Origin of the sequence: Pseudomonas sp. RIT-PI-r, from assembly GCF_001297015.1 — a bacterium.
Taxonomy (GTDB): domain Bacteria; phylum Pseudomonadota; class Gammaproteobacteria; order Pseudomonadales; family Pseudomonadaceae; genus Aquipseudomonas.
In genome coordinates this window covers 42040-66462 of record NZ_LIGE01000035.1, presented here as the reverse complement: position 1 = coordinate 66462, position 24423 = coordinate 42040, and the positions used below count along the sequence as shown (strand labels likewise).

The window sequence follows — 24423 nt, the reverse complement described above, 5'->3', positions numbered from 1 at the left end:
CTTAGGCGACCGTCAGCGCGGAAACCACCAGATCGCAGCTGCGCTGGGCGTACGCCGTCAGCACGATGCGGATCTGCGGTAAATCACGGGCGAGCACGGCGGCCAGCAGGCGTTCGAACAGTTCGAGGAACTCGCTCATTGAGGCCTTGCGCTGTTCGAGGGCAAGGAAGTACGCGCGGCTCATCGCCGGCTGCAGGTTCTCGACCGTTTCTTGCAGGTACGGATTGTTGGCGAACGGATAGGCGGCGCGCATCACGCTGAAGCTGTCGTCGACAAAGCTGCGGATGTCCTGACGCTCGTAGCTGGCGGTCAGGCGCTGCTGGATCTGCACGAACGGCGCCATGTCCGACTGCACTTGCCAGCCATTGGCCACCGAGTTGCCGAGCAGGATGTACAGCTCGCTCATCAGCGTGCACAGGCTCTGCACCTTGTGCGGCGTCAGTTCGGTGACGTGCGCGCCACGGCGCGGCAGGATCGCGATCAGGTGCCGGCGTTCGAGGATCAGCAAGGCTTCGCGGACCGAGCCGCGGCTGACATTCAGTGCCAGCGTGACCTTCTGTTCCTGGATGCGCTCTCCCGGCTTCATTTCGCCACGAATGATGCGTTCGGCGAGGTGGTGAGCGATTTGCTCGGCGAGGCTGTCCGGCGCCTTGAACGTCATGGTTGTCCTTCAAACTCTATCGATCTGCACAAGCGGCGCAGTGTAGCGCAAATGCGGGCTCATGGCGGAGTGCCCACTCAGCGGTTTTTGGCACGATTCCCGCAAAAAAGCGGGGTGACCAATGAGGGTCAATACTGAATAGACACGTTGTTGATCGACGAAATACACTTTCCTGACCTTTAAGTCAGAAAACCATTGACCGAAAAGTCAGACCTGCTAAATTCGGCTCAAGTCGGTTAACAACAATAATGAGTCTGCGAGGCCTTCCGTGATCCAGTTTTTACTTAACCAGGAACTCCGTAGCGAGCACGCCCTGGACCCGAATCTGACTGTGCTCAACTACCTGCGTGAACACGTTGGTAAATCGGGCACCAAAGAAGGTTGCGCCAGCGGTGACTGCGGCGCCTGCACCGTGGTGGTCGGCGAGTTGCAAACGGATGACGATGGCCGCGAACACATTCGCTATCGCAGCCTCAACTCGTGCCTGACCTTTGTCTCGTCGCTGCACGGCAAACAACTGATCAGCGTCGAAGACCTCAAACACCAGGGCGAATTGCACAGCGTGCAGAAAGCCATGGTCGAGTGCCACGGCTCGCAGTGCGGTTTCTGCACCCCCGGCTTCGTCATGTCGCTGTTCGCCCTGCAAAAGAACAGTGATGCACCGGATCAGGCCAAGGCCCACGAAGCGCTGGCCGGCAACCTCTGCCGCTGCACCGGCTACCGCCCTATTCTGGCCGCTGCCGAGCAATCCTGCTGCGGCAAGCAACCGGATCAGTTCGATGCCCGCGAAGCGGACACCATCGCGCGCCTCAAAGCCATTGCCCCGACCGATATCGGCGAGCTGAACAGCGGCGACAAACGCTGCCTGGTGCCGCTGACCGTTGCTGATCTGGCCGATCTCTACGACGCTTATCCACAAGCGCGCTTGCTGGCTGGCGGCACCGATCTGGCACTGGAAGTTACCCAGTTCCACCGCACCCTGCCGGTGATGATCTACGTCGGCAACGTCGCGGAAATGAAGCGCATCGAAACCTTCGATGACCGCATCGAAATTGGCGCTGCCACCGCCCTCTCCGACTGCTACGAAGCGTTGAACGACGAGTACCCGGACTTCGGCGAATTGCTGCACCGTTTCGCCTCGCTGCAAATCCGCAACCAGGGCACCCTCGGCGGCAACATCGGCAACGCCTCGCCGATCGGTGACTCGCCACCGCTGCTGATCGCCCTCGGCGCGCAGGTGGTGCTGTGCAAAGGCGAAACCCGCCGCACGCTGAACCTGGAAGATTACTTTATCGACTACAAGGTCACGGCCCGTCAGAAAAGTGAGTTCATCGAGAAGATCATCGTTCCACGCGCCAGCGCTGAGCAATTGTTCCGCGCCTACAAAGTCTCCAAGCGTCTGGACGACGACATCTCCGCCGTCTGCGCCGCGTTCAACCTGCGCGTCGAAAACGGCGTGATCACCGATGCGCGCATGGCCTTCGGCGGCATGGCCGCGATCCCGAAACGTGCGGCACATTGTGAAGCCATGCTGGTGGGTCAGCCTTTCAACAACACCGTGGTCGAACGTGCCTGCGCCGCGCTGGCCGAAGATTTCACGCCGCTCTCGGACTTCCGTGCCAGCAAGGAATACCGCCTGCTCAGCGCGCAGAACCTGCTGCGCAAATACTTCATCGAACTGCAAACACCGCACATCGAGACTCGGGTGACCGCTTATGTCTAACCATCACGGCGTAGAAAAAACCCAGGCTGAACTGGCTGAACTGTTCGCCAAGGACCTGACCTCGGGTGTCGGCCGCAGCGTCAAGCACGACAGCGCCGCCAAGCACGTGTCTGGTGAAGCGCAGTACATCGATGATCGCCTGGAATTTCCGAATCAGTTGCACCTGTATGCACGTATGTCGGACCGCGCCCACGCGAAAATCATCAGCATCGACACCTCGCCGTGCTACGCCTTCGAAGGCGTGCGCATCGCCATCACCCACGAAGACGTGCCGGGCCTGAAAGACATCGGCCCGTTGATGCCGGGCGACCCGCTGCTGGCCATCGATGACGTGCAGTTCGTCGGTCAACCGGTGCTCGCCGTCGCTGCGAAAGATCTGGAAACCGCGCGCAAAGCCGCGATGGCCGCGATCATTGAATACGAAGACCTCGAACCTGTGCTGGACGTGGTCGAAGCCCTGCGCAAACGCCACTTCGTGCTCGACAGCCACACCCACCAGCGCGGCGATTCGGTGTCTGCGCTGGCGACCGCTGAACACCGCATTCAAGGCACGCTGCACATTGGCGGTCAGGAACACTTCTATCTGGAGACCCAGATCTCTTCGGTAATGCCGACCGAAGACGGCGGCATGATCGTCTACTGCTCGACGCAGAACCCCACCGAAGTGCAGAAACTGGTCGCCGAAGTGCTCGACGTGTCGATGAACAAAATCGTCGTCGACATGCGTCGCATGGGCGGTGGTTTCGGTGGCAAGGAAACCCAGGCCGCCAGCCCGGCGTGCCTGTGCGCGGTGGTCGCGCACCTCACCGGCCAGCCGACCAAGATGCGCCTGCCGCGCGTCGAAGACATGCTGATGACCGGCAAGCGTCACCCGTTTTACGTCGAATACGACGTCGGCTTCGACAGCACCGGGCGCCTGCACGGGATCAACATGGACCTGGCCGGTAACTGCGGCTGCTCGCCGGACTTGTCCGCCTCCATCGTTGACCGCGCGATGTTCCACTCGGACAACTCGTACTACCTCGGCGATGCGACCATCAACGGTCACCGCTGCAAGACCAACACCGCGTCGAACACCGCTTACCGGGGTTTCGGTGGCCCGCAAGGCATGGTCGCTATCGAAGAAGTGATGGACGCGATAGCCCGTCACCTGCAACTCGACCCGCTCGCGGTGCGCAAGGCCAACTACTACGGCAAGACCGAGCGCAACGTCACCCACTACTACCAGACCGTCGAGCACAATATGCTCGAAGAGATGACCGCCGAACTGGAAGAAAGCAGCCAGTACCACGAGCGTCGCGAAGCGATCCGTCGCTACAACGCCAACAGCCCGATCCTGAAAAAAGGCCTGGCGCTGACCCCGGTGAAATTCGGTATTTCCTTCACCGCGAGTTTCTTGAACCAGGCCGGTGCGCTGATCCACATCTACACCGACGGCAGCATCCACCTGAACCACGGCGGCACGGAAATGGGCCAGGGCCTGAACACCAAAGTCGCGCAGGTCGTGGCCGAAGTGTTCCAGGTCGAAATCGACCGCGTGCAGATCACCGCGACCAACACCGACAAGGTGCCAAACACCTCGCCGACAGCGGCGTCCAGCGGCGCTGACCTGAACGGTAAAGCGGCGCAGAACGCGGCGGAAATCATCAAGAAACGTCTGATCGAATTCGCTGCGCGGCACTACAAAGTCACTGAAGAAGACGTTGAATTCCACAACGGCCACGTGCGGGTTCGCGACCACATCCTGACCTTTGAAGCGCTGATCCAGCAGGCGTATTTCAATCAGGTGTCGCTGTCGAGCACCGGCTTCTACAAGACCCCGAAAATCTACTACGACCGCAGCCAGGCGCGTGGCCGTCCGTTCTACTACTTCGCCTTCGGCGCGGCGTGCTGCGAAGTGATCGTCGACACCCTGACCGGTGAGTACAAAATGCTGCGGACCGACATTCTTCACGATGTCGGCGCCTCGCTGAACCCGTCCATCGACATCGGTCAGGTCGAAGGTGGTTTCATCCAGGGCATGGGCTGGCTGACCATGGAAGAGCTGGTCTGGAACAACAAAGGCAAGCTGATGACCAACGGCCCGGCCAGCTACAAGATCCCGGCGGTGGCGGACATGCCGCTGGACCTGCGGGTGAAACTGGTGGAAAACCGCAAGAACCCCGAAGACACGGTGTTCCATTCCAAGGCTGTCGGTGAACCGCCGTTCATGCTCGGGATTGCCTCGTGGTGTGCGATCAAGGATGCGGTGGCGAGCCTCGGTGATTACAAGCACCAGCCGCAGATTGATGCGCCGGCGACGCCGGAGCGGGTGTTGTGGGGTTGCGAGCAGATGCGGCAGTTGAAGGCGGTGAAAGCCGTCGAAGCTGAAACCGAGTTGGCTCCGCTCTAGAACCGAGGCGCGGCTATCGCGAGCAGGCTCACTCCTACAGGGGAACGCATTCCAAATGTAGGAGTGAGCCTGCTCGCGATGAGGCCCGAACAGACAACGAAGATGTCGAGGTGAACATGTACAACTGGATCGACGCCCTCGCCGACCTGCAGAACCAGGGCGAACCCTGTGTGCTGGTGACGATCATCGAAGAACTCGGCTCGACGCCACGCAACGCCGGCTCGAAAATGGTCATCAGCGCTAACCAGAGCTTCGACACCATTGGTGGCGGGCATCTGGAATACAAAGCCATGCAGATCGCCCGCGACATGCTCGCCAGCGGCAAGCAGGAGACCCATCTGGAGCGCTTCAGCCTCGGCGCCAGCCTCGGCCAGTGCTGCGGCGGCGCCACCGTGTTGCTGTTTGAACCGATGGGCCAGGTGCAGGCGCAAATTGCCGTGTTCGGTGCCGGTCATGTTGGCCGCGCTTTGGTGCCATTGCTCGCCAGCCTGCCCTGCCGGGTGCGCTGGATCGATTCGCGCGATGCCGAATTCCCCGAACAGATCCCCCACGGCGTGCGTAAAATCGTCGCCGAAGAGCCTGTGGATGAAATCGATGACCTGCCCGCCGGCAGTTATTGCATCGTCATGACCCACAACCATCAGCTCGACCTTGAACTCACTGCTGCAATCCTTAAACGCAACGACTTCGCCTACTTCGGCCTGATCGGTTCGAAGACCAAACGCGTGAAGTTCGAACACCGTTTGCGCGATCGCGGTTTCGACAGCAGCGTCGTGCAACGCATGCGCTGCCCGATGGGCATCGGCGAAGTCAAAGGCAAACTGCCTGTGGAAATCGCCATATCCATCGCCGGCGAAATCATCGCCACCTACAACGCCAACTTCGGCCAGCAGACTGCCAGCGCCGAACCGATTGCCAAACTGCTGCCGGTTTCGCGGCGCAGTCAGGCCGCCAAACTCAAAGCCTCAAACTGATTAGAGAACCCTCATGCCTCTGACTCGCAAAGCCTACCGCGCCGCCATCCTGCACAGCATCGCCGACCCCGCCGAAGTCGGGATCGAAGCCTCCTACGAATATTTCGAGGATGGCCTGCTGGTGGTCGATGGCGGCAAGATCAGCGCCCTCGGCCACGCCAGCGACCTGCTGCCGACCCTGCCGGCGGACATCGAAATCGAGCATTACCAAGACGCGTTGATCACCCCGGGCTTCATCGACACGCACATTCACTTTCCGCAAACCGGCATGGTCGGTGCCTACGGCGAGCAACTGCTCGACTGGCTGAACACCTACACCTTCCCGTGCGAAAGCCAGTTCGGCGACAAGGCTCACGCCGACGAAGTCGCTGACATTTTCGTCAAGGAGCTGCTACGCAACGGCACCACCACCGCGCTGGTGTTTGGCAGCGTGCACCCGCAGTCGGTGAACTCGTTCTTTGAAAAAGCCGAGCAGCTCGACCTGCGCATGATCGCCGGCAAGGTGATGATGGATCGCAACGCACCGGATTATCTGACCGATACCGCTGAATCCAGCTACGTCGAGAGCAAGGCGCTGATCGAGCGCTGGCATGGCAAGGGTCGTTTGCACTATGCAGTCACTCCGCGCTTCGCGCCGACAAGTACCCCGGAACAACTGACCCTCGCCGGGCAATTGCTGACCGAGTATCCGGATCTGTACATGCAGACCCACATCAGCGAGAACCTCAAGGAAATCGAGTGGGTCAAGGAGCTGTTCCCGGAGCGCAAGGGCTACCTCGACGTTTACGACCACTACAATCTGCTCGGCGAGCGCTCGGTGTTCGCCCACGGTGTGCACCTGTGCGACGACGAATGCGCACGACTGGCGGAAACCGGTTCGGCGATCTCGTTCTGCCCGACCTCGAACTTCTTCCTCGGCAGCGGCTTGTTCAACTTGCCGATGGCCGAGAAGCACAAGCTGAACGTCGGCCTGGGCACTGACGTTGGCGGCGGCACCAGTTTCTCGCTGCTGCAGACGCTGAACGAAGCGTACAAAGTGATGCAATTGCAAGGTGCGCGACTGAGCCCGTTCAAGTCGTTGTACCTGGCGACTCTGGGTGGCGCACGGGCGCTGCGCCTGGAAGACAAGATCGGCAACCTGCAACCGGGTTCCGACGCCGACTTCCTGGTGCTGGATTACAACGCCACGCCGTTGCTCAGCTATCGCCTGAAACAGGCCAACAACATTGCCGAGTCGTTGTTTGTGTTGATGACGCTGGGCGATGACCGCACGGTGCAGCAAACGTATGCGGCGGGGGTATTGGTGCATCAGCGCTAAGCTTTCCCCGCCCCATGATCGTTCCCACGCTCTGCGTGGGAACGATCAAAGGCATAAAAAATCCCCCGGAGGTATTCACCCCCCGAGGGATTTTTATTGCCTGTCAGATTGCTATCGCTGGCAAGCCAGCTCCCACAGGATTTGTGCTGTAACGCAAATCGGGTGAACCCCACAAAACCCTGTGGGAGCTGGCTTGCCAGCGATTGGAGCAGCTCGGTCTTCTTTAGAGCTTGGCGCTCGGGCGCCCAGGCTTCTTGGTCTGCAACAAATGCGAGAACACCGCATGCAGATCATCCGACGCGCCTTCCTCGTCGAGGTTGAGCTTGCTGTCGATGTGATCCATGTGATGCATCATCAGATTCACCGCCAACTCGCCGTCGCGCTTCTCGATCGCGTCGATCAACTGCGTGTGTTCGTCATACGAACAGTGCGAGCGGTTGCCGCTTTCGTATTGGGCAATGATCAGCGAGGTCTGCGAAACCAGGCTGCGCTGGAAACTCACCAGCGGCGCGTTTTTCGCCGCTTCGGCCAGTTTCAGGTGGAATTCGCCCGACAGACGAATGCCGGCGCCACGATCGCCGCGAGAGAAACTGTCGCGTTCATCGTTGACCATCTGGCGCAGTTCAGCGATCTGCTCGGCGGTGGCGTGCAGCACGGCCAGTTCAGTGATCGCGCGCTCGACCAGACGACGGGCCATGAACACCTGACGCGCTTCTTCAACGCTCGGGCTGGCGACGACAGCGCCACGGTTGGGCCGCAACAGCACCACGCCTTCATGGGCCAGACGCGACAGCGCGCGGCGAATGATGGTGCGGCTGACCCCGAAGATTTCCCCCAGCGCTTCTTCGCTCAATTTTGTGCCGGGCGCCAGACGCTGTTCGAGGATGGCCTCGAAGATATGCGCGTAGACAATATCGTCCTGGGTTCCGCTGCGGCCGGCTTTGCCTGCTCGCGGTTGTTTCTTGAGGGGTTGCAACTGTTCGTTCATGGGCACTCGAGTCGGGAGAACTGCGGCGAATAGACCGTGACTGTAATACGGCACAGTAGGTCGCTGGCAAGTATCGCGTAAAAAACAGCGCGATTGTACACAATGAAAGGTGGCAACACGACTGTACGGCAATTTGTGACTTTGGCTGTATTGCAACGATCCGTTACGAATGAGTTTAGGCTTGATCACAGAATCCGCTGCCAGAACACCGCCTCCCCTGTAGGAGCTGCCGAAGGCTGCGATCTTTTGACTTTGATTTTAAGAAGCAAGATCAACAGATCGCAGCCTTCGGCAGCTCCTACAAGGGTTTGCGTCAGGGCGGACATCTTCATTGGTATAAGGAACACCGTTGTCATGAACGACGCCACCCACACTCAACTGCGCCCCTTGGCCGACACTTCGCCTTCAGCCATCGTCGCCGGTTTCATCGCGATGATGACCGGCTACACCAGCTCCCTGGTGCTGATGTTCCAGGCCGGGCAAGCGGCGGGCCTGACCAGCGGGCAGATTTCTTCGTGGATCTGGGCGATTTCAATTGGCATGGCCGTATGTTCGATCGGCCTGTCACTGCGCTACCGGACGCCGATCACCATCGCCTGGTCGACACCCGGCGCGGCGTTGCTGATCACCAGTCTGGGCGGCGTCAGTTACGGCGAAGCCATCGGTGCCTACATCACCTGTGCCGTACTGGTGACGATCTGCGGGCTAACCGGCAGCTTCGAACGGCTGGTGAAAAAGATTCCAGCCTCACTGGCGGCGGCATTGCTGGCAGGGATTCTGTTCAAGATCGGCAGCGAAATCTTCGTCGCCGCGCAGCACCGTACCGGGCTGGTGCTGGGGATGTTCTTCACTTATTTAGTGGTCAAGCGCCTGTCGCCCCGCTATGCGGTGCTCGCCGCGTTGCTGATCGGCACCGCGCTGTCGGGCTTCATGGGTTTGCTGGACTTCAGCGGCTTTCATCTGGAAGTGGCGACGCCGGTGTGGACCACGCCGCACTTCTCACTGGCCGCGACCATCAGCATCGGCATTCCGCTGTTCGTCGTGGCGATGACCTCGCAGAACATGCCCGGCATCGCCGTCCTGCGCGCCGACGGCTACAACGTTCCGGCCTCGCCGTTGATCACCACCACCGGCATCGCCTCGCTGTTACTGGCGCCGTTCGGTTCCCACGGCATCAACCTCGCCGCCATCAGCGCGGCGATTTGCACCGGGCCGCACGCCCATGAAGATCGCAACAAGCGCTACACCGCTGCGGTCTGGTGCGGGGTTTTCTACGGGATTGCCGGTGTGTTCGGCGCCACGTTGGCGGCGTTGTTTGCCGCGTTGCCGAAGGAACTGGTGCTGTCGATTGCGGCGCTGGCGCTGTTTGGTTCGATCATCAATGGTTTGAGCATTGCCATGACCGAGGTGAAGGAGCGTGAGGCGGCGTTGATTACCTTTATGGTCACGGCGTCGGGGTTGACGCTGTTTTCCATCGGGTCGGCGTTTTGGGGGATTGTTGCGGGGGTTTTGACACTGGTGATTTTGAATTGGCGTAAGGCTTAAGGTCAAAAGCCCCTCACCCTAACCCTCTCCCCGGGGGAGAGGGGACTGACCGAGGTGCTTGGAAGAAATACGCCGACGTGGGATACCGAGTCGAACTCAGGTATTGAACAGCTCGCATATCGGCTCCCTCTCCTCGGGGAGAGGGCTGGGGTGAGGGGTAGCCTCACCACAAATCCCAAACCGAACACCCAAACACCAGACGAAAAAAAACGGCGACCCTCAGGTCGCCGTTTTTTTCAGTATCACTTAGCCGCGTTGATCGGCTTTTCCGGATACCAAACGTCCAGCAACGGGCTGACTTCATACTTGGTCAGCTCGGCGCGGGTTTTCAGCCAGGCTTCAACGGCAGCGCGCTGCTCTCCGTTGACCGAGCCACGCTTCTGCAGGCATACCAGACCGAAGTCGTCGCCGCCAACATAACCCAGGCCGTTGGCTTCCATGGCTTCTTTGATGAATGCTTCGAGGAAAGCGTCAATGGCTTCTTCGGACAAGTCTTCTTTGAAGTCCAGGTTCAGTTCGAAACCCAGCTCTTGAAATTCATCAACGCACAGTTTTTTGCGCAGACGCTGGGAACGGTTAGTCGCCATTGGAACAATCCTCTTAAGTAAATACGGCGGGCACTTTACCAGTTTAAGCCGTCGATTGCCCGCCTCTGTAGACACAGCGGCTGACCGCCTGTAAAAAAATCAGCGAATCGCCACCCCGAGGACGGCACAATCGGTTACACCTTGGGGCATAATGCCGACACTTTCGTGACCACTGAGGGCTTTTTCATCCATGTCCTCGTCTTTTTCCCCTCGGCTGTAGGGTTTTATTTCATATGATCAAATCGTTGCGTCCACTGTTTCTCGCCGGCCTCCTTCTGCCTCTGGCCCTGCCTGTTTCTGCTGCCACCATCAACACCTCCCTCACCCCGAACGTCGAAAAAGCCCTCAAGGCGAGCAAATTGCAGCCTAGCGCCCTGTCGCTGGTGTTGGTGCCACTGGACGGTCCGGGCACGCCAACCGTGTTCAACGCCGACGTGTCGGTCAACCCGGCCTCGACCATGAAACTGGTCACCACCTACGCGGCGCTGGAAATGCTCGGCCCCAACCATCAGTGGAAAACCGAGTTCTACACCGATGGCGACCTGAACGGCGGCATCCTCAACGGCAACCTCTACCTCAAAGGTGGCGGCGATCCGAAGCTGAACATGGAAAAACTCTGGCTGCTGATGCGCGACCTGCGCGCCAACGGCGTGACCCAGGTCACCGGGGACCTGATCCTCGATCGCAATTTTTTCGTGCAGCCGGTGTTGCCGGAATTCAACGATGACGGCAACGACGAGAACAAACCGTTCCTGGTCAAACCCGATTCGCTGCTGGTCAACCTCAAGGCCCTGCGCTTTGTTGCCCGCAACGATAACGGCCGGGTGCTGATTTCGGTCGAGCCGCCGATCGCCACTGTACGTATTGAAAACACCGTCAAAGCACTGAACTCCAAGCAATGCACCGGCGGCGTGCGCTACAACCCGGTGCCGCAAGCGGACGGCAGCGTCACCGTGACCGTTGCCGGCCAGTTGGGCGAAGGCTGCAGCTCGCAGACCTACCTGTCTCTGCTTGACCATGCGACCTACACCGCCGGCGCCGTGCGCGCGATCTGGAAAGAACTGGGTGGCAGCATTCAGGGCAAGGATCGTCTGGCCTCGACCCCGGGCAACGCCAAACTGCTCGCGCGTGCTTACTCGCCGGATCTGGCGGAAATCATCCGCGACATCAACAAGTACAGTAACAACACCATGGCCCAGCAGCTGTTCCTCAGCCTGGGGCAGAAATTCCGCAATGACGCCGACGGTGACGACGCCAAGGCCGGGCAACGCGTGGTGCGTCAATGGCTGGCGAAGAAAGGCATCACTGCGCCGCATCTGGTGATGGAGAACGGCTCCGGCCTGTCCCGCGCCGAACGCGTCAGCGCCCGTGAAATGGCGAACATGCTGCAAGCCGCGTGGCACAGCCCTTACGCCGCCGAATACATCAGCTCGCTGCCGATTGCAGGTACCGATGGCACCATGCGCAAGCGTCTGAAAACCACCGCCATGCGCGGTGAGGCGCACGTCAAGACCGGCACTCTGAACACTGTGCGGGCGATTGCCGGTTTCAGCCGTGATGTGAATGGCAATACCTGGGCAGTAGTGGCGATCCTTAACGACAAGGCGCCGTTTGGTGCATCGTCGGTGCTGGATCAGGTGCTGCTGGACCTCTACAAGCAACCGAAACTGGCGCAGACCGCTTCGGTTTTGTAACGCCGTTCAAGCAACAGCACAAAACCCTGTGGGAGCTGGCTTGCCAGCGATTGCGGAATGTCAGCCACTGAATATGCTGACTGAAATGACGCTATCGCTGGCAAGCCAGCTCCCACAGGGGTTGCGGCGTATTGAAGTCAGCTCATCTGCTCGACGCGATCGCGGCCGCGCTGCTTTGCCATATACACACCCGAATCCGCGCGCAACAGCAACGCATCTGCGCCCTCCCCCGGTCGCCAACTGGCGATACCGAAACTCGCCGTGACCACACCAACCACGTCCACCGGCGCGCCGCGCAAGCCTTGCCACAACTCGACCGCGAGCATGTGCGCGTGCTCGCCGTCGATGTCCGGGCACAGCACCATGAACTCTTCGCCGCCCAAACGGCAGAACACATCGGTGCGGCGCAGGCGATGACCGATGCGCTCGCACACCGCTTGCAACACCCGGTCGCCGACGGCGTGGCCGTACTGGTCGTTGATGCGTTTGAAGTGGTCGATGTCGAGCATGATCACCGACAGCTCGCCACCGCCGCGCTCGACCCGGGCCATTTCGGTGGTCAGGCGTTCCTGGAAGTAGCGACGGTTGTGGATCCCGGTCAGGGAGTCGGTGACCGACAGCGCACGCAGTTCTTCTTCCACGCGTTTCAGATCGGAAATGTCCGAGATATAGCCATGCCAAAGCACCCCGCCACCCGGCAGCTCCTCCGGCGTCGCCTCGCCGCGCACCCAGCGCAGGCCACGTTCGGGCAGTTGCACGCGGTATTCCTCGCGCCACGGGCTGAGGCTGTCTGCCGAGGCGCGAATGGAAGAGCGCACGCGGGTGATGTCCTGAGGATGGATGCGCGTGAAGATCGCTTCAGCGTTGAACAACAGCACGTCCGGTTCCAGTTCGTAGATCTCGCGAATGCCGTCGCTGGCATAGATCACGCTGAACCGCCCGTCGAACTCCATTTTGAACTGATAGATACCACCGGGAACGTGCGCACTGAGCTTCTTCAGCAACACATCCCGCGCCGCCAGCACTTCGTGCACGCGTTTGCGCTCGGTGATGTCGATGCAGATCGCCAGATGGCCAACCCACAAACCCTGCTCATCGAGCACCGGTGTGGCCAGCATGTTCACCGGCAGATGGCTGCCATCGCTGCGCACCAGCGTCCACTCGCGCGCCTCGTGACCGCCGACTTCGCCGCCCTCGACGAGCATCGCGTGGCAGGTCGGAATGCTTTTACCGTAGCGCGCGCTCAACTCGGCAGCGCGCGCCGTCAACTCGCGCGGCAGGTGCAGGTTTTCCAGGGTCATATGGCCAACGACGTCGGCACTGCTGTAGCCAAGCATCTGTTCGGCCCCGGGATTGAAGGTGTTGATCACGCCGCGCAGGTCGGTAGCGATGATCGCCACCTGCGTCGCCGCATTCAGCACGCCGCGTAACTGGCCGTGGGTGCCCCGCAGTTCCTGTTCGCTTGCATGCAGTTCCTGGGTGCGCAATTGAACCAGACGCAAGGCCCGTTGACGTTGACTGACCAACACGTAGAGCAAGGCGCTGAGCAGCAAACTGAGCAAGCCACCCAGAATGATCACGCTACCAACCGACGAATGGTTAGCCTGAACGAAGGCGTCGCTCGGCAAGATATCGACCTGATAGTCGTGATCGGCCATGCGTACCAGACGCGTGGCGGACAAGTCGCTCGGCGCCGGCTCGTTGGTCGATTCGAACAACACCTCGTGCTGATCATGGGTCGACATGTCGAGAATGCGCACCGACAGGTAGTCATGGAAGGCATCCGGCAAACCGTCGGCGAGCAGCTGGCGCATGCTGATCACCGCCATCACGTAGCCGAACGATTGGCGCTCGCCATTGCGGCTCACCGGCGCCACCAACAACACGCCACGCGCATAGGACGGCTCGATACTGACCAGATGCATCGGTTGCGATACCGCCAGACTGCCGAGCTTGTCGGCACGTTGCAGGGTGTCGCGGCGCAACGGCTGCGCCAGCAAGTCGTACCCCAGCGGTGAACCAAGCCGGCTTTGCGTCTGGCTGAAGAGCACCGGCACGTATTCATCGCGCACGCCAGCCAGTTGCAGTTCGCCTTGAGGATTCAATTCTCGCAGGGTGAAGTGACTCAAGCCTTCGTCACGCACCCGCTGCTCGAAAGCGGCGCGCTCGGGTCCGCTGACCTTGAGAGCAAACGAGTAGGCCTGGGTACGCATTAGTAAAGGTTGGGTGTAACCGTCGAATTCGGCGCGGGACACCGATTCAGAGTTGGCAAAGAAGCGCCGCAGACCATCGAGGCGCTGTTCCTGATCCTGAAAGCGTTCTTCGATACGACTGTAACGTTCGTTGGCCAGCAGTTGGAAGCGCTGACGCGTTTGTTGCTGAAACTGATTGAGGGTCGCCCAAGCGAGTAACCCCGTGAGAATTGCACCGGCGAGCAATACCAGCATCGCGACCAGCCAGGCCGAGACGTCTTCGCTGATAAAACCCAGAATCTTAGGGCGCACGGGGTGCAACGACATAAAGACAACTCACACTACGCCAGCATTCACGGGAAAACCCCATTGACCGTGTGTGAGTTATAGCTATTAGCCACTAATTTAGCTAGCGCGGGCAGATCCACGGAGCCTTTAAAAATCAAGGCTCTGTGGATCCAACCCGACAAAGCGTCAACGAGCCGTGATTTTCCAGGCGCGGTGGATCTTGGTGTTGCGGGCAAAATCCGGATCAATGGTCTGCGCGCTGATTTCCTCGACCGCGTAGCGCTCGGCGAGGTTTTCTTCCAACTGGAACTTGCGGAAGTTGTTGGAGAAATACAGCACGCCACCGGTTGCCAAACGCGCCATGGCCAGGTCAATCAACTGCACCTGATCACGTTGCACGTCGAAGATGCCTTCCATGCGCTTGGAGTTGGAGAACGTCGGCGGATCGATGAAGATCAGGTCGTACTCGTCACGACTGCTTTCCAGCCACGCCATCACATCGCCCTGCTCCAGACGGTTCTTGTCGGAGAAACCGTTCAGCGACAGGTTGCGGCGCGCCCAGTCGAGGTAAGTTTTCGACAGGTCGACACTGGTAGTGCTGCGCGCGCCGCCCTTGGCCGCATGCACACTGGCGGTCGCGGTGTAGCAGAACAGATTGAGGAAGCGCTTGCCGGCGGCCTCTTTCTGGATGCGCATGCGCATTGGCCGGTGATCGAGGAACAGGCCGGTGTCGAGGTAGTCGGTGAGATTGACCAGCAACTTCACGCCGCCCTCGCTGACTTCATTGAACTTGCCCTGCGCAGCCTGACGCTCGTACTGCTTGGTGCCGCTCTGGCGCTCGCGGCGTTTGACCACCACGCGGCTCTTGTCGACGTTGAGCGCCTGCGGAATCGCTGCCAGCGCATCGAACATGCGCGCCGAGGCTTTTTCCGGGTCAATAGACTTCGGCGCGGCGTATTCCTGCACGTGCACCCAATCGTGGTACAGGTCGATCGCCATCGCATATTCAGGCATGTCGGCATCGTAGACGCGGTAGCAATCGATGCCTTCGCGCTTGACCCACTTACCCATCGCCTTGAGGTTCTTTTGCAGTCGGTTGGCAAACATCTGCCCGCCTTCGCTCAAGCGCGGCTGCTCGATCACCGGTGCCGGGGCTGGCGTCGGTTTGATCGGGTTGCCGTTCTTGTTGAACTTGCGCTCTTGCGGCTCGTCCGGAGTCAGATCGTAAGCCGCTTGCTCGCGCTCGGCCTGACGTTGTTCCGGGGTCCGACGCTCGCCGGTGACGAACTGATCCGGCAGAACCTTGATCAACAGCAGCTTGCACGGCAACGCGCCGTTCCAGAACGAATACTGTTTGTGGCTGCGGATGCCCATGCGCTTGCCCAGATCCGGCGCGCCGGTGAACACCGCCGCTTCCCAGTTCAGGCAGGCCTGACGCAGGCGTTCGCCAAGATTCTGGTAGAGATAGAGCAGGCTGGCTTCGTCGCCGAGACGCTCGCCGTACGGCGGGTTGCAGATCACCAGACCTTTCTGGTTCTGGTCCGGGCGCGGCTCGAAGGTCGCGACTTCGCCCTGATAGATCTTGATCCATTCGCTGAGGCCAGCGCGCTCGACGTTGTTGCGGCCCGGCTGAATCAGTCGCGGGTCGGCTTCGTAACCGCGAATCCACAGCGGTGGCTTGGCCAGACCGGCAGCGGCGCGTTCGACGGCTTCTTCATGGAGTTTTTTCCACAGCGCCGGCACGTGACCGAGCCAGGCCGTGAAACCCCACTGCTCACGACGCAGGTTCGGCGCCATATCGGCGGCGATCATTGCTGCTTCGACGAGGAACGTACCGACACCGCACATCGGGTCAGCCAGCGCGCCGCCTTCAGCGGCAATGCGCGGCCAGCCGGAGCGGATCAGGATCGCCGCTGCGAGGTTTTCCTTCAGCGGCGCCGCGCCCTGCTGCAAACGATAGCCGCGCTGGTGCAGGCTGTGCCCGGAGAGGTCGAGGGAGAGAATTGCTTCGCCACGATCCAGACGCAGGTGAATGCGCAGATCCGGGTTGAGCTTGTCGATCGACGGGCGGTCGCCCTGCGGGGTGCGCAATTTATCGACGATGGCGTCTTTGACTTTCAGCGCACCGAAATGCGTGTTGTCGATGCCCGAGCCATGACCACTGAATTCAACGGCCAGGGTGCCGTCGCTGAGCATGTGATCCTGCCATTCGATGTCGAGCACGCCGTGATAGAGGTCTTCAGCGTCTTTCATCGGGAAACGCTTGAGCACCAACAGCACCCGGTTGGCCAGACGCGACCAGAGGCACAGGCGATAAGCGGTTTCCATGGTCGCCATGCCACGCACGGCGGAAGTGTGCTCGCGCGCTTCTTCAAGGCCAAGCCCGACGGCTTCCTCGATGAGCAGGCCTTCAAGGCCTTTAGGGCAAGTGAGGAAGAGTTCGAAACGGTCGGACATGGTATTTCCAGAGCCTTTGGCTAGTGAATCGGCAACGCATTGCCGATCCGGTTTTCAATCAGGCGCTTTTCTTAAAGAGCGCCCGCGTGGCACGAAGGTGTGCCGTTCCATCCCCGCTGCTCGGGTTAAAAGAGCTTAGATGCCAGGACAGATAAAAAAGTTGATGCAACAAAAAGTCTTAAAACGACCCTTCGTCGAATAGTACCCCAGCGCAAACGTGGGTCATTCACACTAAAGAATTAACCCCATCATCCAGCGCGGGGCCGATCATACCGGGGTTTGCCCAATAAACATTCAATAAATACGCAGTTACTTATCGCTATAGCACCCTTTTCGTTACGTGCTTATGACAAAACGGTCATTCCATCGCTGTGACTCATTGGTTAGAACTGAGCACAGGTTGACGTCGCAACGGCGTCAACACCTTGGCTCGCCACGCCGGCAGCGAGCCGCACCATGGCAGGTTTTTTCTGCCAGACCTCAGTTGAGGTCAACGCGACACAAAACAGTCAACAAGTGAGGGAAACACCCTATGAGAAGACTTAAGCGTGATCCGTTGGAAAGAGCATTTTTGCGCGGATATCAATATGGCGTTGGTGGCAAATCCCGTGAGCTTTGCCCATTTACTCTACCGTCGGTACGTCAAGCCTGGATTAACGGCTGGCGAGAAGGACGCGGCGACAACTGGGACGGTATGACCGGCACTGCGGGAATCCACAGACTCAACGAACTTCACGCCGTCGGCTGACACAGGGCATTTATTCCGACACGACAATCTGAATTTGTAACAAATTAACCACGCACGTCCTTCCCGGACGGCGGGCTACGGCCCAGGGGCTCCTTCGAGGAGCCCTTTTTATTGCATGGTTTTTTGTGCCGAGCGCATAACCTGTAGGAGTGAGCCTGCTCGCGATAGCGGTCTGTCAGTCGCTGATGAAGTGACCGAAAGAAAGCTATCGCGAGCAGGCTCACTCCTACAAGGGAACAGTGGTGTCTATGGATCAGCGCAGAGCGGTGATCGCGTCGACCGATTCGCGAATCAACGCCGGGCCTTTATAGATGAAGCCCGAATAGATCTGCACCAGGCTCGCACCCGCGAGAATTTTCTCCGCAGCATGCTTGCCTTCAGTAATCCCGCCAGCAGCAATGATCGGCAAACGCCCAGCCAACTCACCGGCCAGCACCTTCACGGTATTGGTGCTCTTCTCCCGCACCGGCGCACCCGACAAACCGCCCGCCTCGTCGCCATGCTCCATGCCTTCAACGCCGACACGGCTCAGCGTGGTGTTGGTCGCGATCACCGCGTCCATACCGGTTTCGATCAGCGCCTGTGCTACCTGCGCGGTTTCTTCATCGGTCATGTCCGGGGCAATCTTGATCGCCAGCGGCACATGCTTGCCATGACGCAAGGCGAGTTCGGCACGACGCGTGGCCAGATCGGCGAGCAATTGCTTGAGCGAGTCACCGAACTGCAGGCTGCGCAGGCCCGGCGTGTTCGGCGAACTGACGTTAACCGTCACGTAGCTGGCGTGGGCGTAAACCTTGTCCAGGCAGATCAGGTAGTCGTCAACCGCGCGTTCAACCGGCGTGTCGAAGTTCTTGCCGATGTTGATGCCCAGCACGCCTTTGTATTTCGCTGCTGCCACCCGCGCCAGCAAGTTATCCACACCGAGGTTGTTGAAACCCATGCGGTTGATGATCGCTTCGGCTTCCGGCAGGCGGAAGATCCGCGGCTTCGGGTTGCCCGGCTGCGGACGCGGGGTCACGGTGCCGATTTCGACAAAACCGAAACCCAGTTGTGCGAAGCCATCGATGGCCGCGCCGTTCTTGTCCAGACCGGCCGCCAGCCCCACCGGGTTCGGGAACTCCAGCCCCATGACCGTCACCGGTTTCTTCGCCGGCGCCTTGCACAGCAAGCCGTTGAGGCCCAAACGCCCACCCGCGCCGATCAGATCCAGCGACAGATCGTGGGAGGTTTCCGGGGAAAGTTTGAACAACAGCTGACGGGCCAGGGTGTACATGGGCGGCGATGACTCGGGCGGCGAAAAGAGGCGGCGATTATAGCCGGGCAACGACCCACCGCGCGAGGCGCACGCGCAAATCACTGGCACTGGCATATGCCTTGCACCCTCTTCGCTATCAGCGCGCAGGCCAATGAAGGCAGGCGGGCAAGGACAATGGCGTCGTCCCGGATTTTGCCTGCGCAAAGTCCGTGGCGACGCTTTTTTTCGAGGTGGCGTTGGATGAATGAACCTTCGGTAGGGCCACTGGCCTGGGTCAATGGCAGCGATGCCCCGGAAAAAACTGCGATCAACCTCGGCTTCATGGCGTTGAGCGACTGCGCGTCGGTTGTCGTTGCTGCCACTCAAGGCTTTGCCCAGCCTTACGGACTAACGCTGAACCTGAAGCGCCAGGCTTCATGGGCCAATCTGCGCGACAACCTGGTCAGCGGTGAACTCGACGCGGCGCACAGTCTGTACGGATTGATTTACGCCGTGCATCTGGGCATTGGGGGCGTCGCTCCGACCGACATGGCGGTGCTGATGGGCCTCAATCAAAACGGTCAAAGCATCAATGTGTCCCACAACCTGCAACACCTCGGCGTGACCAGTCCTGAAGCGCTGGACCGCCACGTGCACCAAAGCCGCGCAAAACTGACCTTCGCCCAGACCTTTCCCACCGGCACGCACGCGATGTGGCTGTATTACTGGCTGGCGAGTCAGGGCATTCATCCACTTCAGGATGTCGACAGCGTGGTGGTGCCACCGCCACAAATGGTCGCGCACTTGCAGGCCGGGCGCATTGATGGCTTCTGTGTCGGCGAGCCGTGGGCGGCCAGCGCGGTGCAGCAGGATCTTGGGTTTACCTTGGCGACCAGCCAGACCATCTGGCCCGATCACCCGGAAAAAGTCCTTGGCTGCACCCGCGAATTTGTCGAGCAATACCCCAACACTGCGCGAGCGTTGGTGATGGCGATCCTCGAAGCCAGCCGTTTCATCGAAGAAAGCCCGGAGAACCGCCGCAGCACCGCGCAATTGCTGAGTGCGCCGGAGTATCTCGATGCTCCGCTGGCCTGCATCGAACCACGTTTTCTCGGTGACTATGCCGATGGCCTCGGCAATCGCTGGCAGGATCCGCACGCGCTGCGTTTTCACGGCAATGGCCAAGTGAATCTGCCGTACTTGTCCGATGGCATGTGGTTCATGACCCAGTTCCGCCGCTGGGGCTTGTTGCGTGAAGATCCGGATTACCTCGCCGTCGCCCGCCAGGTTCAGCAGCTTGATCTCTATCGCGAGGCCGCCACGGCGCTCGGCGTTGCCGCGTGGGGCAGCGACATGCGCAGCAGCCAGTTGCTCGACGGCAAGATCTGGGACGGCAGCGATCCCGCTGGTTATGCGCGCAGCTTCAAGTTGCACGCGTTGAGCGACGATGCTCCCCTTCTCGCCCGCCGCTGACAGGAGACCGCGAACATGTTGCGCATTCTGTTGATCAACGACACAGCGAAAAAAGTCGGACGCCTTAAAGCCGCGCTGACCGAGGCCGGTTTCGAAGTAATCGACGAATCCGGGCTGACCATCGACCTGCCCGCGCGCGTCGAAACGGTGCGCCCGGACGTGATCCTGATCGATACCGAGTCACCGAGCCGCGATGTCATGGAGCAAGTGGTACTGGTCAGCCGCGACCAACCTCGGCCAATCGTGATGTTTACCGATGAACATGATCCGGGGGTGATGCGCCAGGCGATCAAGTCCGGGGTCAGCGCGTACATCGTCGAAGGCATTCACGCCCAGCGTTTGCAGCCGATTCTCGATGTCGCGATGGCGCGTTTCGAGAGTGATCAGGCGTTGCGTGCGCAGCTGCACGCGCGTGACCAGCAATTGGCTGAGCGCAAGCGCATTGAGCTGGCCAAAGGGTTGCTGATGAAGATGAAGGACTGCAATGAGGAAGAGGCTTACACCCTGATGCGGCGCCAGGCCATGAGCCGGCAGCAGAAGCTGATTCAGGTGGCGGAGCAGATTATTGCGATGAGTGAGTTGCTTGGCTGAAAGTAATGACCGCTTGAAAAGCCCCTCACCCTAGCCCTCTCCCGGAGGGAGAGGGGACCGACCTAGGTGTCTGGCGTCAAACATCGACCTGAAAGACCGAGTCGATTATGGATTCACAGCAGAAAATCACAGGTCGGCGTACTTCTCGAGCATCCCCCAATCAGTCCCCTCTCCCTCTGGGAGAGGGCTAGGGTGAGGGGCTTTTGATTTTCAGGCTGTTGGCACAAATCTAGCTATGTAAAACGCACAGGTAACCAACGGCGGTTGCCCCACCCACGACAAAGACGTCGCTCACCCGTTCGCCCAACCGGCGCATCAGGTAGCGACGTTTTTGCGTTTTGGCCCCACAGCTCGGGGCCGGTGGTGCGGCCGTGGCGGCGCCCCACCTGCTGTTGCATGACTCCTTTCGAGACTCTTTTCAGCTGAGGTGCGCGATGAATTCAAGCTTCTGGAAATCCGGCCACACCCCGACCCTGTTCGCGGCCTTCCTCTATTTCGACCTGAGTTTCATGGTCTGGTACCTGCTCGGCCCGCTGGCGGTGCAGATCGCCGCCGACCTGCACTTGACCACGCAACAACGTGGCCTCGTCGTCGCTACGCCGATCCTCGCCGGTGCGGTACTGCGCTTCATCATGGGCATGCTCGCCGATCGACTGTCGCCAAAAACCGCCGGTCTGATCGGCCAAGTCATCGTGATTTGCGCTTTGTTCGGTGCCTGGAAAATCGGCATCCACAGTTATGAACAGGCGCTGATCCTCGGTCTGTTCCTCGGCATGGCCGGCGCGTCGTTTGCTGTTGCGCTGCCGCTGGCTTCGCAATGGTATCCGCCACAGCATCAGGGCAAAGCCATGGGCATTGCCGGTGCGGGCAACTCCGGCACCGTGTTCGCCGCGCTACTGGCGCCGGTACTCGCCGCCGCGTTCGGCTGGAGCAATGTCTTCGGTTTCGCCCTGATCCCGCTGATCCTGACGCTGGTGCTGTTCGCCTGGCTGGCGAAGAACGCGCCAGAACGGCCAAAAGCCAAAGCCATGACCGACTACTTCAAAGCCTTGGGCGACCGTGACAGCTGGTGGTTCATGTTTTTCTACAGCGTGACCTTCGGCGGCTTCATCGGCCTGGCCAGCGCCCTGCCCGGCTACTTCAACGATCAATACGGCCTGAGCCCGGTGACTGCCGGTTACTACACCGCCGCCTGCGTGTTCGGCGGCAGTCTGATGCGGCCACTGGGTGGCGCACTGGCTGACCGCTTCGGAGGCATCCGCACGCTGCTGGCGATGTACACCGTTGCCGCCATCTGCATCGCTGCCGTCGGCTTCAACCTGCCAAGTTCCTACGCGGCACTCGCCCTTTTCGTCTGCACCATGCTCGGTTTAGGGGCAGGCAACGGTGCGGTTTTCCAACTGGTGCCACAGCGTTTTCGTCTCGAGATCGGCGTCATGACCGGACTGATCGGCATGGCCGGCGGCATCGGCGGTTTTGCCTTGGCCGCTGGCATGGGCGCGATCAAACAGAGCACCGGCAGCTATCAACTGGCCCTGTGGTTGTTCGCCAGCCTGGGTGTATTGGCGTGGTTTGGCCTGCACGGCGTCAAGCGTCGCTGGAGAACCACCTGGGGTTCGGCGGCGGTGACGGCGGCGCGGGTCTGAAGCATCAATGGCCCTGCAACTGAGTTTTGCCGAAGCCAGCGCCACCGGCCCGCGCGCGGAGAATCAGGACGCTTTGCGCCTGGTCACGCCCGCTCCGGCGTTGGCGGCAAGCAAGGGTTATCTGTTCGCCATCGCCGACGGCGTCAGCCAGTGCGCCGATGGCGGACTGGCTGCGCGCTCGACGTTGCAGGCGCTGGCGCTCGACTACTACGCCACACCGGAAACCTGGAGCGTGGCGCAGGCGCTGGATCGCCTGCTGCTCGCGCAAAATCGCTGGCTGCAGGCCAATGGCGGTGGGCAACCGCTGCTCACCACGGTCAGTGCTCTGGTCATGCGTGGTCGGCGCTTTACCCTCGCCCATGTCGGCGATTGCCGGGTTTATCGCTGGCACGCCGAGCGCTTGCAGCGGATCTCGGAAGATCACGTCTGGGAGCAGCCGGGCATGCAGCATGTGCTCAAACGTGCGCTGGGGCTGGATCAGCATCTGGTGCTGGATTTCCTCGACGGCGAACTGCGTGACGGCGAAAGCTTTGTGCTGCTCAGCGACGGGGTCTGGTCGACGTTGGGCGATACCGCGATTGCGGCGATTCTGCGTGATCAGCCGGATCTGCGCAGCGCAGCGCAGACGCTGGTCAACGCCGCGCATCTGGCGGGGAGCCAGGACAATGCCAGTGCTTTGCTGGTGCGGGTGGATGCTTTGGGTGAGGCCAGTATCGGCGATGCGCTGATTCATTTGCAGCAATGGCCCCTGCCGCCACCGTTGAAACCCGGTCAGTCGTTCGAAGGCTGGCAAGTGCTGGACGTTGTCGCTCAGAGCCAGCAATCGCTGCTGTATCGGGTGCTTGATGGACAAGGTCAGACGTGGCTTCTGAAAACCCTACCCACGCGTTCCGCCGATGATTCCTACGCCGGGCAAGCGCTGTTGTCCGAGGAATGGTTTCTGAAACGCGTAGCCGGTCGCCACTTTCCTGAAGTCCATGCCTGCCAGCAGCGTCAGCATTTGTACTACGTGATGCGGGAATATTCCGGGGCGACGCTGGCACAGCTGTTTCAACAGTCAGGCCCGTTGCCCTTGGCGCAATGGCAGGACCTCGCCGAACGCCTGCTGCGTGCGGTCGGCCTGCTGCATCGGCGGCAGATTCTGCACCGGGATATCAAACCGGAGAATCTGCATTGGGGTGACGACGGTGAATTGCGCCTGCTCGATTTTGGCCTGGCGTATTGCCCGGGGTTGTCCGAAGACGCGCCGTCGACACTGCCAGGCACTCCGAGCTACATCGCCCCGGAAGCGTTCCGCGGTGATCCGCCGAGTGCGCAGCAGGATTTGTATGCGGTCGGTGTGACCCTGTATTTCCTGCTGACCGGGCATTTCCCCTATGGCGAGATCGAAGCGTTTCAGCGGCCGCGATTTGGTGTCGCGGTGAGCGCCAGTCGCTATCGGCCCGATCTGCCGGACTGGCTGGCGCAGAGTCTCGAGCGCGGGGTGGCGGCTGATCCGCAACAACGGTTTGAAACGGCTGAGGAATGGTTGCTGGTGCTGGAACAGGGTGAGCGGCGCAGTTTGAGTGTGCGGCCTCGGCCCTTGCTGGAGCGCGAGCCGCTGAAGGTCTGGCGGACGATGGCATTGGTGGCTTTGCTTGGGAATCTGGTGCTGCTGGTTTTGTTGTTTCATCACTGACACCGCGTCGCGGCCATCGCGAGCAGGCTCACTCCTACCATTTGAAATGCGTTCCCCTGTAGGAGTGAGCCTGCTCGCGATGACGTCAGCCCAATCACCACAAATTTATCTGCCTGAATGCCCCACGAACGAGCAACCCGCTTCGAATCAGTGCACAAAATCCATCCTCAAAATCCCTCGCCCCCAATAAACCCGCCACCGTCCCCACTTGGCACAACCACTGCATTACCCCTC

At 60.3% G+C, this 24423-nt stretch carries 17 protein-coding genes; 11 read left to right on the top strand and 6 right to left on the bottom strand.

Annotated elements, in window-relative coordinates:
• Position 1: 1 nt before the first annotated feature.
• Positions 2–661: a GntR family transcriptional regulator gene (locus tag AK821_RS20235; RefSeq protein WP_038365421.1), complete on the bottom strand. Its 660-nt coding sequence runs from the start codon at positions 659–661 to the stop codon at positions 2–4.
• Positions 662–929: 268 nt separating this feature from the next.
• On the opposite strand from AK821_RS20235, the gene xdhA reads away from it, so the two are divergent.
• The 4 genes from xdhA (at position 930) to guaD (ending at position 7068) form a co-directional block, all read left to right on the top strand.
• Positions 930–2384 carry a xanthine dehydrogenase small subunit gene (gene xdhA, locus AK821_RS20230; protein WP_064391286.1) on the top strand — a complete coding sequence of 485 codons (1455 nt, stop codon included), beginning with the start codon at positions 930–932 and terminating at the stop codon, positions 2382–2384.
• On the top strand, positions 2377–4776 hold the full coding sequence (gene xdhB / locus AK821_RS20225) for a xanthine dehydrogenase molybdopterin binding subunit (RefSeq protein ID WP_064391285.1): 2400 nt from the start codon (positions 2377–2379) through the stop codon (positions 4774–4776). Before xdhA ends, xdhB begins: the two co-directional genes overlap by 8 nt.
• Before the next feature lie 116 nt (positions 4777–4892).
• A complete protein-coding gene (gene xdhC, locus AK821_RS20220; protein ID WP_064391284.1) occupies positions 4893–5750 on the top strand; it encodes a xanthine dehydrogenase accessory protein XdhC in 858 nt (285 codons plus the stop codon).
• A 13-nt stretch (positions 5751–5763) separates the two neighbouring features.
• Entirely contained in the window at positions 5764–7068 is a 1305-nt protein-coding gene (guaD, locus tag AK821_RS20215) for a guanine deaminase (protein WP_064391283.1), read from the top strand.
• A 223-nt stretch (positions 7069–7291) separates the two neighbouring features.
• Here the strand turns inward: guaD and AK821_RS20210 are convergent, their stop codons facing one another.
• Positions 7292–8056: a GntR family transcriptional regulator gene (locus AK821_RS20210; protein ID WP_064391282.1), complete on the bottom strand. Its 765-nt coding sequence runs from the start codon at positions 8054–8056 to the stop codon at positions 7292–7294.
• Positions 8057–8410: 354 nt separating this feature from the next.
• On the opposite strand from AK821_RS20210, the gene AK821_RS20205 reads away from it, so the two are divergent.
• Positions 8411–9601, top strand: a complete 1191-nt coding sequence (locus tag AK821_RS20205) for a benzoate/H(+) symporter BenE family transporter (protein WP_064391281.1) — start codon at positions 8411–8413, stop codon at positions 9599–9601.
• Between the two features lie 242 nt (positions 9602–9843).
• Here the strand turns inward: AK821_RS20205 and AK821_RS20200 are convergent, their stop codons facing one another.
• A complete protein-coding gene (locus AK821_RS20200) occupies positions 9844–10188 on the bottom strand; it encodes a YggL family protein (RefSeq protein ID WP_064391280.1) in 345 nt (114 codons plus the stop codon).
• A gap of 233 nt (positions 10189–10421) precedes the next feature.
• Here AK821_RS20200 and dacB point away from each other — a divergent pair, with 233 nt between their 5' ends.
• Complete coding sequence (gene dacB, locus AK821_RS20195; RefSeq protein ID WP_064391279.1) at positions 10422–11882, top strand: D-alanyl-D-alanine carboxypeptidase/D-alanyl-D-alanine endopeptidase; 1461 nt, start codon at positions 10422–10424, stop codon at positions 11880–11882.
• Positions 11883–12019: 137 nt separating this feature from the next.
• Here the strand turns inward: dacB and AK821_RS20190 are convergent, their stop codons facing one another.
• Together AK821_RS20190 and rlmKL are read right to left on the bottom strand one after the other, a co-directional pair.
• Positions 12020–14401, bottom strand: a complete 2382-nt coding sequence (locus tag AK821_RS20190) for a sensor domain-containing diguanylate cyclase (protein ID WP_064391278.1) — start codon at positions 14399–14401, stop codon at positions 12020–12022.
• Positions 14402–14548: 147 nt separating this feature from the next.
• Positions 14549–16819, bottom strand: a complete 2271-nt coding sequence (rlmKL, locus tag AK821_RS20185) for a bifunctional 23S rRNA (guanine(2069)-N(7))-methyltransferase RlmK/23S rRNA (guanine(2445)-N(2))-methyltransferase RlmL (protein WP_064391277.1) — start codon at positions 16817–16819, stop codon at positions 14549–14551.
• Between the two features lie 532 nt (positions 16820–17351).
• On the opposite strand from rlmKL, the gene rmf reads away from it, so the two are divergent.
• A complete protein-coding gene (rmf, locus tag AK821_RS29610) occupies positions 17352–17567 on the top strand; it encodes a ribosome modulation factor (protein WP_003223300.1) in 216 nt (71 codons plus the stop codon).
• Between the two features lie 253 nt (positions 17568–17820).
• Here rmf and AK821_RS20180 read toward each other — a convergent pair whose 3' ends face one another.
• On the bottom strand, positions 17821–18840 hold the full coding sequence (locus AK821_RS20180; RefSeq protein ID WP_064391276.1) for a quinone-dependent dihydroorotate dehydrogenase: 1020 nt from the start codon (positions 18838–18840) through the stop codon (positions 17821–17823).
• 222 nt (positions 18841–19062) lie between these two features.
• Between AK821_RS20180 and AK821_RS20175 the strand changes: the two genes are divergently transcribed.
• The 4 genes from AK821_RS20175 (at position 19063) to AK821_RS20160 (ending at position 24189) form a co-directional block, all read left to right on the top strand.
• The gene (locus AK821_RS20175; RefSeq protein ID WP_064391275.1) at positions 19063–20274 is read left to right on the top strand and encodes a CmpA/NrtA family ABC transporter substrate-binding protein; all 1212 of its coding nucleotides are present in this window, start codon (positions 19063–19065) and stop codon (positions 20272–20274) included.
• 15 nt (positions 20275–20289) lie between these two features.
• Positions 20290–20865 (top strand): ANTAR domain-containing response regulator, encoded by a 576-nt coding sequence (locus AK821_RS20170; protein WP_042558507.1) that lies wholly within the window; start codon positions 20290–20292, stop codon positions 20863–20865.
• Positions 20866–21299: 434 nt separating this feature from the next.
• Positions 21300–22511, top strand: coding sequence for a nitrate/nitrite transporter (locus AK821_RS20165; protein WP_064391274.1), 1212 nt, complete (start codon positions 21300–21302; stop codon positions 22509–22511).
• Between the two features lie 7 nt (positions 22512–22518).
• Positions 22519–24189, top strand: coding sequence for a bifunctional protein-serine/threonine kinase/phosphatase (locus AK821_RS20160; protein ID WP_064391273.1), 1671 nt, complete (start codon positions 22519–22521; stop codon positions 24187–24189).
• The last annotated feature ends 234 nt before the right edge of the window (positions 24190–24423 follow it).